At 43.6% G+C, this 13490-nt stretch carries 9 protein-coding genes; 6 read left to right on the forward strand and 3 right to left on the reverse strand.

The window, feature by feature from the left end:
* Positions 1-47: 47 nt before the first annotated feature.
* Positions 48-2306: a DUF5916 domain-containing protein gene (locus EXT48_RS11505; RefSeq protein WP_130164520.1), complete on the reverse strand. Its 2259-nt coding sequence runs from the start codon at positions 2304-2306 to the stop codon at positions 48-50.
* 189 nt (positions 2307-2495) lie between these two features.
* On the opposite strand from EXT48_RS11505, the gene EXT48_RS11510 reads away from it, so the two are divergent.
* On the forward strand, positions 2496-4463 hold the full coding sequence (locus tag EXT48_RS11510; RefSeq protein ID WP_130164521.1) for a winged helix-turn-helix domain-containing protein: 1968 nt from the start codon (positions 2496-2498) through the stop codon (positions 4461-4463).
* 9 nt (positions 4464-4472) lie between these two features.
* Here the strand turns inward: EXT48_RS11510 and EXT48_RS11515 are convergent, their stop codons facing one another.
* Both EXT48_RS11515 and EXT48_RS11520 read right to left on the reverse strand, forming a co-directional pair.
* On the reverse strand, positions 4473-5546 hold the full coding sequence (locus tag EXT48_RS11515; RefSeq protein ID WP_130164522.1) for a DUF6136 family protein: 1074 nt from the start codon (positions 5544-5546) through the stop codon (positions 4473-4475).
* Position 5547: 1 nt separating this feature from the next.
* Entirely contained in the window at positions 5548-6141 is a 594-nt protein-coding gene (locus EXT48_RS11520) for an ATP-binding cassette domain-containing protein (protein WP_130164523.1), read from the reverse strand.
* Between the two features lie 280 nt (positions 6142-6421).
* On the opposite strand from EXT48_RS11520, the gene EXT48_RS11525 reads away from it, so the two are divergent.
* From EXT48_RS11525 to EXT48_RS11545, 5 genes are all read left to right on the forward strand, one after another.
* Entirely contained in the window at positions 6422-7081 is a 660-nt protein-coding gene (locus EXT48_RS11525) for a hypothetical protein (protein WP_010606260.1), read from the forward strand.
* 650 nt (positions 7082-7731) lie between these two features.
* Entirely contained in the window at positions 7732-9351 is a 1620-nt protein-coding gene (gene hutH, locus EXT48_RS11530; protein ID WP_010606259.1) for a histidine ammonia-lyase, read from the forward strand.
* 137 nt (positions 9352-9488) lie between these two features.
* Positions 9489-9782 carry a phosphopantetheine-binding protein gene (locus EXT48_RS11535; RefSeq protein WP_010369398.1) on the forward strand — a complete coding sequence of 98 codons (294 nt, stop codon included), beginning with the start codon at positions 9489-9491 and terminating at the stop codon, positions 9780-9782.
* Positions 9783-9816: 34 nt separating this feature from the next.
* On the forward strand, positions 9817-11313 hold the full coding sequence (locus tag EXT48_RS11540) for an AMP-binding protein (protein WP_130164524.1): 1497 nt from the start codon (positions 9817-9819) through the stop codon (positions 11311-11313).
* Positions 11306-13489 carry a beta-ketoacyl-[acyl-carrier-protein] synthase family protein gene (locus tag EXT48_RS11545; RefSeq protein WP_130164525.1) on the forward strand — a complete coding sequence of 728 codons (2184 nt, stop codon included), beginning with the start codon at positions 11306-11308 and terminating at the stop codon, positions 13487-13489. Before EXT48_RS11540 ends, EXT48_RS11545 begins: the two co-directional genes overlap by 8 nt.
* Position 13490: the final 1 nt, after the last annotated feature.

The raw sequence follows: 13490 nt of genomic DNA on the forward strand, positions 1-13490 counted from the left end.
CCTTTTTTCTTGGCAGATTAGAGCCGGGGAAACACAGCTCTAGTGATTTAAAATAAATATCGCACTTTAAACGTCACTAAGTCTTGCACTGGTTGTTGCCATAAATCGGCGACACTACCAAACCAATCTCTGCGCCCGACCTGCGACTTTTCAAGTGTCGAAAAGTTTGCACCTCCTCGTTGATACACTAAAAAAATATCTGAATATGCACCCATGCGATAACGCAGTTTTATCTGGCTTGCTAAGCGCCTGTCGTCAAAACTGGTGTCACCATGAATTTCGCGAAGCTCTCCGTTGGTAATTTGATAAATCGTCTTACTTTGCGCTTCAAGTATCGTCCACTGTAGCGAACCACTGAGTTCAAGGTTGTCAGTGATCCGACCGTTAAATTCCAATTTATTGGAAAACTCATCTCTGTCGTATTCACTCAAGCGATTTTGCCCGTTCGCCATCAGCCAGCCATCGCCGCTTCTAAAGAAATTACTCAACTTAAGGTTCCAGTTGTAGTGTGGCATCCAAGTCAAATCCACGGCGTATTGCTGTGCTGAGCCTGATATTCCTTCTTGGTCAAGCTCAATACTCGCAGCCCAAGAAAGATCCCCCACATAAGGGCTTTGATAAAAGACCCTAGACTCTACACGGCTGGGCATCTCAAACACCTCAGTGCCTCGCCCTAAGTTGTCTTGTTTACCGCTAGTGTAATAATCTAGCCCGAGGTTGAGCTGACCACCATTTGCCAACAAAAACTGCGCTAAATATGCTTGTCTGGCCGCTAAACCAGTTCCTGCATTATTTTGCTCATGCCTCAGTGTGAGTGACTGCTTTAATCTGGTAAACCAGCTGTCTCTTGGGTGCATCGAGTATTCACCATAAAGCTCGCTCACCTGCCAGTCATTGCGTTTCATATAGCCGAGATCACGGTTATCAAATTCGTCATCCACAGCAAAATAGCGCGCAGCGAACTTCGTCTGTAAAGAAAGTTGATACTCCGCGTCTAGCGATACACCTTGACCTGTAACACTTTGCTTTTGTGTTTCTACCTCAGTTTGTAATAGCGCGCCTTTGAAAGACCAAGTATCACTACGATACTGTCCATCAAGGGCATAACTCATGGCATCGCTCTCAAGAAACGGTCGGTCTGTTTTGGTCGCAAGTACACCGGCCTGCCAATCTTGCGTGCGATAATTAGCTCTTGCTGCAAAAAACTGCTTACCAATATCGTCCGAAAAGTCCGACTCAGACACAGCAAAAGTACCAAATTGTACCGACTTTCCTTTATGTACAAATCGTAGCGCCGCATCTATGGGGGTGATTGCGCGTGTACCATTATCACTTGATGCCCCTATACGACGAGTATGAATAAGCTTAGTGCTTTCAAGTGCAGCAACTTCAAAAAGGCTGATATCTTGGGTGAAAAATGGACGTTTATCGGTGCGAAGCGTTTCTACGGCTGAATAATTCACGTCAACATCATCGATATCCACCTGACCAAAGTCAGGATTCACGGCAAGACTCACCTTCTGATGATGAGAAGGCTTGTAAAACAAATCAAAGCCAAGATCGGACTGGTGCTGACGCTCGGAAGGTGAAGTGCTTAGAGGTGCAAATTGAGTCTGATGCGCGAAGTAAGGCACAAATGCCAATTGAGAATGTGCGGGGATCTGTGCTGCGATCTTTGGCATAGTCAGGAAGAAATCGCTATTTGCTGTTGTATCCTCATGGTTTGCATAGATAAAATTACTTTTAAGTTCATACAACTGTACCGAAACCCCAATCTTTGTAAGCCCCTGCTCATCTCCTGGCTGAAACGACACGGTATGCCAAGGGATCAATAATTCCGTGGTCCAATACGTATCGTCAATATGATTGGCATAGTGCCAGTCCCCATCCCAATCGTAATCCACGTTTAAGCTTGGGGTTACAACACCATCTTGCGAGCCGCCACCTAATGTCACCGAAAATTGATATGCACTACTACCGTCGCCTGAAAAGTCCACAACGACCCGATTGAAGTCAGCTTGCATAAAGCGGTCATGAATATTGAATTGTCGCTTGCGCTCGGCTTTATTCTGGAAATTTTTAATACCAATATAAACGCCGTCGGCGGTTGCAAAGGCTTTTGCGGTAATTTTGTCATTGGCAGATGCCAAAGTTACAGGCACAACCTGAACAAATTGTTCAAAGTGCGTAGCAGAACCCCACTGCGCTTCATTCAACTTACCATCAACCACGATAGGCTCCGCAAGTACAGCGCCTGCCATCATGGGATAACTTAAACCGAGCCAAAATTTATTGCTTTTATTCATACATACTTTCCTCAGAGTTATGCCTGCTATTGCAACAAACTTTGCCGTAAAAAGTTCTTAACTTTTTCTGAAGAAAGCTGACTTAACCTTTATAAACATTGACTTAATCTTAAGAAACGCTAACGTTATGGGAACAATTGGTTTTGATTATTGAAATTGGTACTCAGCGTGCAGGCACAGGAAGTAGAGATGGTTTGTTTTGGACATTGGCAGTTTGATCTCCAGCAAGATTGCCTAACACATAGGCAAAGCCAAGAAACCGTAAAACTTGAACCACAAATGGCAAGGTTACTCGCGCTTTTTATTGAGCATCATAACGAAGTGCTAGAGAAATATTGGCTTACCGAGCAGCTGTGGCAACACGCGGTTGTCGAACCCAATAGCCTTTATCAACTTCTGACTAAACTGCGAAAAGTGCTCGGGGATGACCCTAAAAACCCGATTTACATCAAAACCATCCCAAAGCGGGGCTATCGCTTTATCGCGCTACTAGAAAGACATGAAATAGCGCCTCGTCATACAACAAAACCAGTCAAAGTAATCACCAAGCCCCGTATTTTTTCACTCAGTGCCGTCGCAATGGCAGTTTTATGCTTTGGTGCAATCGCCTTTTTTAATCAAACACCAACAGAAAAGACACCATCACGCTACGAAACCTCGAGCCTCAGTCATGAGCTTGGCCTTGAATTTGACGTTGATGCTCACCAGAGCAAAGATTTCATCGCCTATGTAAAAGATTTTACCCATCTTATTATTGCCAACAAACAAGGCTTTCAATTAAATGAACACCGCTTTGATTCGCGGATCAGTTTTCCAAGTTGGAGTCCCGACTCAGACAAACTGGCTTTTTGGCAATATCAAGGTAGTGGCTGCCAACTTCATGTTATGACTGCCGCAGGGCAATTTTTTCATAGCTCGCAAATTCTTCCTTGCCAAGTTGGTACTAAACCCGTTTGGAAAAGTGACAAAGAGCTTATCTTAACGTTCGGCCAATATAATGCCAAAGCAGCACACCTTTACCGACTTGAGTCCCATCAAATGGTTAAGCTGCCACTTGCTTTGGCAGCCAATGAACAGTTAAAAATGGCCCTTCGAGCGTGGCAAGACAAAACCTTTTATTTGGTTCAAGATAAACAAGGGTTAGCAAGGCTACAAGCGCTTGATGGCACGGTACATCTGAAGTGGTCAGCCCCAGTCACTTCCGTTGCGTTTGATGTTTATCATCAAGCCGTTATTGCGAGTCAATATGGCAGCCTATCGCGACACTTTAGAGACGGTGACAGTCAAGCCATCAAAGAAACGGAAATTGGCTTATACACGAGCTTCTCAAGCGATAATCGCGGTGATATATTCGCGGCATTGGAGAGTTTTCAAGTTAATATCAAAGACCGAGACGATCTCCCCTTATTTTCAAGCTCAAGCATCGATTATTTACCACTAACCAACAGCTTGGGGGAAACGGCATTTATGTCGAGGCGCAGCGGCGTATGCGAGGTGTATCTATATCGCGATGATAAAATCAGTCAGCTTTCCTTTTATCAGGGGCATGAGTACGTTGGTTTTTTAGTATGGAGTCCAGAGCTGAGCTATTTGGCCTCAAACCGTGATAACGATTTAGTGATATACGACCGAAAACGCCCACTCACCCAGTTCAAGTCACAGCTGAGTCTGCCCGTCAAAAGCATGGGCTGGATAGATGAGCAAACACTATGGGCTTACGACGGCGAAACATTAAACCAATACAGCTTGTCTGGGGCGCTTATCAGCAGCCATGACAGTACAGCTGACTTTGTCTTTTATCACCCCGAGAGACAAACTTGGTTTGTGCTACAACAAAACCTATTGCTGGAGTACGAGACGCTCTTCGAAAGCGACTCAGAAGCGTTAAATAAATATGCGCTAAGTCAAAAACAAACCAATCAATTTAGTAACTTAAGAATTCGCGGCAACGACATCTATTGGCAATCCGCTTGGTCAAAAGAGGACTACATTTGGCAACTCACCTTGATGCCAGCGCAAAACCCTACGCTTAAAAAAGTCGGCCACTTGATTTGGCATTACGATATCGACGCGCTTGGGGATCTACTCATAGCAAAAATGGAAAGTGTAGAAGGCGATATCAAGAAACTGACTCGCCTACCTGAAGCTGCTAACTAGCGATTATCGTTACAAAAGCACATACGCGGTATAGCTCAGCACTAAGGTGCTGAGCCAAGTCATAGCTAAATGCTGTGGACTTTTTAATGCACTTAACACTAAAAGTGGTAGAAAGATATAGGGTAATAGACTCACTACACTCAGCCCTAATAACATATAGACAGGCACTGAAAAACAGACGGCAGCCATCAACACAATAATCCAGATGCTCTGCTTTGCCGATTGCAGCTTATCTATACTCAACCAATATGCAGTACGGTCGTAGACTTCAGGTTTGAGATCAATGGCAAGGCTCGACCACCATAATAGATTTAACGTCACCAGACCCGGCACGTAATTTGCCATCAGATCGGGGCGCTCTGCGCTTAAGATCGCGCCAAACCATAGCACTAACACACTCATCACAATGCGCCAAAGCAACACAAAATAGTGGTTGTAAGCAAAGCTCAGCCAAAATGTCTTCACCCCTTTAACCAGAACCGATAGCATCACTTTACGCGGTAGCAAAACTGCACAGCCAAGCACTATTAGGTTTACAGCGACCAAATACCAAGTAATTTCGACAACAGCAAAACTGATAATAGCTGTTAACAATAACCCAATACTGGTCCCCAAGGGTCGATAAATGAAACAAAGGGCAATGAAGAATTGCGTCACCGCAAAAAACAGTAAGTGCCACGCTTGCGTGATTTTCTCAATTCCAATCGAGTAGCAGAGAATTAGCGTCATCAATAATAAAGGATGAACAACCAGTACGGACAACCCATCCGCCACTTTTTGATGGATGGCACGATGGAGGATCGTGTGGTGGTAACTTCGGTGCGCTTTGTCCAAAACCGCATCTCGAAACACAAATAGAATAAAGCTTTGCGCCGCAAGTAATCCCCATGCAATTTGTACCTGTGCAATGGGATTATCACTTTCTACAATTTTACCTATACCCATAAATAGTATTGCGATAAAACCTAGCAGATAAACTTGAAACAAGGCAGCTATCATCAAGCCAAATTGCTGAAGTTGCTGGCCTATGGCTTGCAGCGATAGGGAAAGTGATGCCTTTCTGTAACGATAGTAATAAAGCATATTAACTACCCTGCTTTGGTGCTAAGGGAACAGAGTGAAATCCAACTTGTAAAAAAGGTTCAGGCTCATGACTTGTCATCAGCACCATGCCAGCGTAGTTTTGCGCGAGCTCAACGATATATTCGCAGCCTGCCGCGTCCAAAGCTGCAGTAGGCTCATCGAGCAATAAATAAGGGGTATTACGCATCAAGGCATTAATAAGCTGAAGCTTCTTTTTGTTACCAGAGGAGAGATCCGCGTAACGCGTCATTAAAAAGGTTTCAAACTGAAAGTCGTTTACAAGCTGCGAAGGAAAATCACATTGCCATGCAGTTGATGTGAGAGTTAATAACTCTTTTGCACGCAAAAAAGCAGGAAATGGAATGTTGTCTGACGCAAGTGCAACAAGTGTTTGGCGTTTATCGATTTTCTTGTCTTGTAAAAGAATGTCGCCATTGAAAGCATCATCAAGTCCAGCAATCATACTCAGTAAGGTGGTTTTCCCTACGCCATTCGGTGCCGCTAAACAAATCCTATTATGGTCAAACTGTTGTGAATAATTGTCAAACAGTACTTCTTTAGAAAAGCTTTTACTTAAAGATTTTATCGTTATCATCTTGCTCTACACTATAAATCCAAATAGGGATTTATATTTATGTTTAAAAATGTAGTTGTCATAAAACTTAACTTATTACAAAAGCCAATATTTATCACCTAGTTAGAAAGTAAAATGGCGTAAATTACGTACCTTATTTTGTAACAAAGCCTTACACACTACATTTTTTAACATCTTATAAACATCATTAAGTAACCTTTCATTTTTCCATCCTATACTCTTGCTCCGAAATCGCTTGAATAACGACCTATGTTCAAAATATTGATAAAGGAGATCAACTATGAACTTTCGTATCCTAACTGCAGCCACCCTATCCCTATTAGCGGTTGCATGTTCGTCTGAAGATGTCGAGACCGCTAACTTCGGTTCTGACATCTATAAAAACCAATATAACTTGGTTAATGCCACCGATTATGAAATTGCATTTCACCTTGCTAACACTGAGCTAGACGGTGATGAACGAAATGTCGCTGACGATAAATATCGCGTCAAAGTACTAGCTTCCGGTTCAGAACCCGTACGCATAACACACGAACATAACACCAACCGTGAAATCAGTTTTTATGCTGAGTCAGTCAACAAGCTTGGCATGGTAGAACAAGAAAAAATTAAGGTAAGTAATGACCGAGATTATCACTTTGTTGTAATGCAGGATAGCAACGATACCTTAGATATAAAGGTGGTTAGAAAGTCTAAAGATGATCACGATAATAAATTTACCGTACGAGTATTAGCTTCCAAAACAATGACATTAAATATTAACGGTTCAGACGTTGAATTTGATAAAGGAGAAGTCAGTAGCTGGTATCAAGTGGATGACTGTAATCAAGATATTATGATGGGTGATGAGGTTATAAGTCTTTGCAATGCATCACTAGACCGCTCTTATTTACTCGTCGTCGGTGAAACTGGATTAATGAGCACCGTTTTAGAATACTAATTAATCATCGCTTTTGAGGCTGCCGATATTCCGGCAACCTCAACGGTTAGCCGTCTAGATTTATATTTATAACGCATTTTTTATTCACAAAAAATTCAACTTTCTGCCGAAATAAGTCAATTCTATTCATTTTCAGATCCGACCATACAAAATAGTGACATTTGTCATAAGTCAGTTTTATTAAACTTTCCACGCGCAATAAAAATAGAGTTTTAGCTTTAAAAATCAATTAATTCTTTATATCTCATAGAGATAAAAAACAGCTATTAACAACTCCATATTGCAATCATTTTATAACATTTCAATTATGTTAACGTTAGATTTAATTAACATTAAAATGTCAAATTTTTCGTGTTGACACCCTGAAAACTCGGGCTTAACCTAGCCGCCGTTCTTAAAACACAACAATCAAAAAATCACATTTAATATTTTTTATTTACAAATAAAATAATCTTGTAACAAAGATAGCGACAATAGTATCGCGACAAAGCCGACCAAGTTAGCGGATTGGCACACACGGGACGTTGGTTAAGTAGTACTCGCCTCTAACAAGTATGATTGGGTTTTCTAAACAGTTTCCCGTCATACAAAAATATAAGCATTGTGAAAATCACAATCGGATTCATTATTTTAGTCAGAGTAGGAAAGTCATGAACCAGTACAACACAGAAAAGGAAGCAATTCAGGTCGAGAAAAAGCTCGGTAGTATTGTTTTCATCTCGCAAGATCAATCACTTTCTCTGGAGTCAGTGCAAGATTACGCAGCTCAGCCCTTATCCAAAGTAAAATTGGACGAGTTGGCACTAAAAGCTAGAATCGAGCAAAACCGTCAATACCTGGACAATAAATTAGCAAATCAAGAAGATATATACGGCGTGACGACTGGTTTTGGTAACTCAGCAAGTAACCGTATTTCGACTTCTCTCTCTGAAGAATTACAACAAAACCTCATTGCTTATCATGGCTGTGGCGTTGGTGATTACCTTTCAGAGTCTGATTGTGCCGCGACTTTATTGATCCGCATGAACTGTAATGCCAAAGGCTTTTCAGGCGTTAGTTGGGAATTGCTGGCGCAGATGGAAACCTTCCTAAACAACCGCATCATCCCGGCTATCCCTTCTATGGGTTCAGTAGGTGCGAGTGGCGACTTAACACCACTTTCTTATGTCGGTGCCGCACTTGGTGGTAAGCGTAAGGTGTACTATCAAGGACAACTACGTGAAACCGCTGAAGTATTAGAAGAGCTAAACATTGCGCCATACAAGCTAAAGCCGAAAGAAGGTTTAGCTATCATGAATGGTACTTCGGTTATGTCTGCCATCGCCACGAATGCGCTAAAAGACATCCGCCGCGGCATTGATTTAAGCTGCAAACTGATCGCGCTTTATGTCGAACTTATCGAAGGTCGTGCATCGCCATTCCATAAACGCGTACACGAACTTAAACCACACCGCGGACAGCAGATCTGCGCAGAGAAAATTCTAGAACGCTTAACTAACGTCGATCAGCGTTTAGGTCGCAGAAACCGAACCGATGACAACATTGAGTTTGGCAAGCAAGAAACGTTCAGGTTACAAGATAGCTATTCAATTCGCTGCTCTCCGCAAGTGTTAGGTCCATTAATTGATGCTGAGATGTGGGCATCACAGATCCTAACGACTGAAATCAACTCAGTGAACGATAACCCACTATTTGATGATGAGAACGACCTTATCCTCAACGCGGGTCACTTCTACGGTGGTCACGTTGCAGCGGTGTGCGACACCCTCAAGCCACTCGTTGCAAACATGGGCGCGTTACTAGAGCGTGAATTAGGCATTTTGGTTGATGATCGCCTTAACGGTGGAATTTCTAACAACTTGGTTGCGCGTGAAGATCTTGGCGACAAAGCTTGGGTACACCACGGTTTCAAAGCAATGCAAATTACCTCTTCTTCTCTTGTTGCAGAAGCACTTAAAAATGCAGGCCCGATGTCAGTATTTTCACGCACAACAGAAGCACTAAACCAAGACATCGTCAGCATGGGCACCATCGCTGCACGCGACCTTCGTCGTATTACAGATCTTATCAAGCCAGTTATTGCTATTCAGGCAATGGCGATCCGCCAGGCATTTTATGTTGATGGGAAAGATGCAAAAGCAGAGAAACTTAACGCACTTTCTCGCGAGTTTTTCGACGAAATTAGCAGCAACTTCCAACCAGTCATTGAAGATAGGCCGATGGATGTCGAAATCAACAATATGGTTAACGCCCTATTTAATGAGCAGTAACCCTCTCTAAGTCATTTTTGAGATGACGATAACGCTATAGCTGGCAGCTTCACTGCAGCCAGCTAGGGCTTGTTGTTGCTCAAAAACCGCTAATGAGACGTAAACTACACACCAGAGAAACTAAAAAGGATATAAAAATGAGTAGCTTAGAATCAATAACACAATTTATTAAACAAGACATCATTGTCGACAATTTAGAAGTAGTAGATAGCATTGATGAAATCGAAGATGATGCTCAACTTATCGGTGACGGTCTAGATCTAGACAGCATCGAGGTGCTCGATCTTGTGGTATCTATCGAGAAAAAATACAACCTTAAGTTCAAAGATTACCCAGAACAAACCATTCAAGAAAAAATGAAAAACGTCAGTACCTTAGCTAGCTTTGTTCACGAACAAGTTGAAGCACAAACAACAGCTGAAGCTTGTTGATCTGACCGTAACCATTTTCGCTTGGAAGGACACCATGCAAACATACAGTGCCATTCGTTCAACACTCATGCAACTGATTGAAGCTGAGTTAGAAGTAGATAAAGAACAACTAGACGTACTAAGTGACGACGCCAATTTAATTGAGGCGCCACTGTTTCTCGACTCGGTCGACCTTATGCAGTTATCTGCTGCATGTAAAAAAGCGTTCCAATTAAAAGACTTGGGCGAATTGAGCACTGTAACTTTGGCGACTCTAACACGTCAAATAGCGTTAAACTTAACGCAACAAAAACAAGCAACACCCTTGGAGACATGGGCAGATCAAGTCACCTCTCTCAACGAGACCGATTTACTAGCACTGATACAGCGTAGTCTAGAGTGTGAGATCAACGGTCAGGCTCGCCTTATCAAAGACAGCACGCCCTGCGATATCATTGTGAGCACTATGGTGTTATTAGCGCACAATATCACTCCGGTACTAAGTGCGAATGCGGCCGCGAACGTCAATGCGTTTAGCTGGCGAGAACTCACGCTTGCCAATCAAGAGGTAGAAGTTCCGTTTCATTCCATGACGGCATTTTTACAACAGCATAGCGATAAGACAATTGGCTTTGAAACGTCAGGCAGCACAGGCAAGCCACAAACTTGGCATAAATCCATCGCCTCACTCCATGCAGAAGCCGTCACCTTTGCTGACACTTTCTCGTTTGACGCAGTAGATTATTTCTGTGCTTGCGTTGATATCCGCCACATGTTCGGCTTTATTTGGGCATTTATGCTCCCTCTGCAGCTTGGCAAACCGGTGTGTTATGAACTCGGTTCAACACCGGATTTACAACCTGTAAAAGACAAACAGGTAGGTGTGATCTTAACGCCAACTATGTTTGACTTTGTGGCCGATCAGTTAAATCAAAACCACTGTTACTTAATAAGCTCAGGTGCACCATTCAAAGGTGAGAAAGAGCAAAAACTTGCCGACCTTATTTCTTACCTATCACTTTCAATACAAGCTTTTGAGGTACTAGGAAGCACTGAGACCGGCGGTATCGGCTATCGTCCATTAGGCAACAACGAAACGCACTTTACTAAGTTCACTGCGGTCGACATTTATCAAAATGGCGAGCAAAAAACCATGTTGAGATCACCGTTTTTAGTGGCTAATTGTGATGAGTTTGAGCTCAAAGATAAGCTGATTTTCAGCAATGAAAACCAATTCACACACGGTGGGCGCGCAGACCAAATATTTAAATATGCAGGTAAACGCTACTCGCTACAAAGTATAGAAAAAATCCTCCAAGAACGCTTTGTGGGACTTCGCCATCGCGTGTTTTTTATCGAGGACAATAACAATAATAAAGGGGGCGAGCTGGTCGCCTTTGTCGAAGGACTATCTTGCATCCCTACCCTTCAGGACATCAGAAGTTGGTTTAAAGATTTACCCACGCCGCAGGTTCATTTTTTGGCGCAATTTCCAGAAAACGAGCTCGGCAAAATCACCCTCTCGGCACTACAGGAATGCGTACATGAATAATAAACAACAAACTTTCATTACTGGTTATGGTGTGCTCTGTGCAGCGGGCGAAAATCGCCAAACGCTGCTAACTAGCATCAAGGAAAACCGCACTGGTATTGACCGCATTAATCGTTTCGACACACAGGGACTAACACACAATGTTGGGGCGCTTGCTATCAACTACGAGAATCACAGCGCAGAACATTTTGATATGGATCTGGCGAGCCAATACGCTATCCATGCCGTTACAGAAGCACTTGAGCATGCAAATTTAGCCTTAACTCAGATGGACAGTACCCGTGTGGCATTTATTCTCGGTAATGCAAACTGCGGTATGTTTTCATTGATGGAGAGCCTTAAAGGTCAGCATCAACTGGGGTTTAAGTTTTATCCACCACATCAAATTGCAACCGATGTCAGCCGCCACTTCGGTATTCAGGGCCCTGTAATGACTTTCACCTCGGCCTGTACCGCAAGTAGCAGTGCCATTGCTTTTGCTAAACAACTCATCGAAAACGGCCAAGCAGATGTCGTCATTGCTGGCGGTGCGGATGCCCTGAGCGAGCTGGTTTACGGCGGCTTTCAGTCGGTACAGTCCTTGAGTCCTGAGCCTTGTGCTCCGTACAGCGAAAAAATGGGATTAAGTTTAGGTGAAGGCGCAGGTTTTTTAGTCTTTGAATCGCAAACACATGCCAATCAGCGTAACGCAACGCTACGATATCAATTGCTCGCGACAGGGTCGAGCTTAGATGCTCACCACGCTACAGCGCCTAACCCCGAGGGCGATGGTGTACGCCGCGCTTTTACGCAGACATTGTCCTATGCGCCCGTTGCAGCAAGTGATATTGAATATATCAACAGCCACGGGACTGGTACGCCAGCAAATGATGGCGCAGAGCTAAAAGGGATCCAATCTGCCATTGGTGAACAGGCCATGCGCGACGTCTCGGTTTCAAGTAGTAAATCTTACTTTGGTCATACCCTTGGTGCCGCTGGTGCCGTAGAACTTATTTCAACTTTGGTCAGCCAGGATGAAGGACTTCTACCAGCAACACTGGGGGTCGACTCAATAAGGTCGTGTTGCCATGCGTATCAATTAGTGACCAATCAGGCCAGACCTCAGGTTGTTGATGTTTTTGCGGTGACTAACTCAGCATTTGGTGGCCACAACACCAGCATGCTACTCAGTAAACATCAGAAAACGTCGATTAACACGGCGTCAAAACCGGTGTATCTACTTGCCGCCACCAGCCTGTCTGATACTGAAGTATACAATGCTCGACAAAATAGCACCGACCGCTTTGCTGAATTTAACTTAAAACAGCAGTTCCCTGCACTTTTCCAGCGCCGTACACCGTGTGTTGCACAATTTGCCTTAGGTGCCTGCCAATTTACCTTACAAGACAGCGATCTCGATCTAGCTCAATTACCACTGCCAGAATTCGCAGCCTACTATGCTAATCCCATTGGCTCGCTGGAAACCTTAGATAAAAACCTCGCATCATTTCAAGATGGCATTGCAGAGCTAAAAAGTACGCATTTCCCCAATACCGTCGTCAATGCCACATTAGGGCAACTGGCACTCGGCTTCGGCTTTAAAAACTCGGCCACTTGTGTGAGTGATTTAGGCAATGACTTTCTACATGCGCTTTGGAGCGCAACTCTTGATATGCGTGAAGGTCGAAGTCGATATGCGATGGTATGTAGCTCGCAAGACGACACAGCACTCTCGCAGCAGGTCTGGGCTGCACATCAATTCCAAGCAGATATCGGTCATTTTTCCAGTGCGGCGCTCTTGACAACCAGCGAGGTGTTACCGGCAGGCTACCAACCTCTCGCAGAGCTCATTGATTTTATTCAAATCAATGATGCGCAGGAACATCAAGCACTAGACAGATTATTGGCAAGCAATGCTAGGAAGCTAAGCCAAGTGGGCAATGTCGTGTTAAGTACTCATCACGACGAAGCGTTTGCCACCATTGCAGCAAGCTTGGACAGCCATTTACCACAGGCTCAACTTATAAAATATCAACCACAAACCACGCCTCTACACAGTACAGAATTAGCAGTGCGTGCGCTAATGCATGCACTCAACACCCCAGTTGGTGATACCGAGTTAGATCAAACCCTACTCCTAAGCGTTAATCTCGCGGGAAGTATGACGGGATGTATTTTACGAACAGTAAGGAAATAAG

Source organism: Pseudoalteromonas sp. CO348 (genome assembly GCF_004208845.1).
Taxonomy (GTDB): domain Bacteria; phylum Pseudomonadota; class Gammaproteobacteria; order Enterobacterales; family Alteromonadaceae; genus Pseudoalteromonas; species Pseudoalteromonas maricaloris.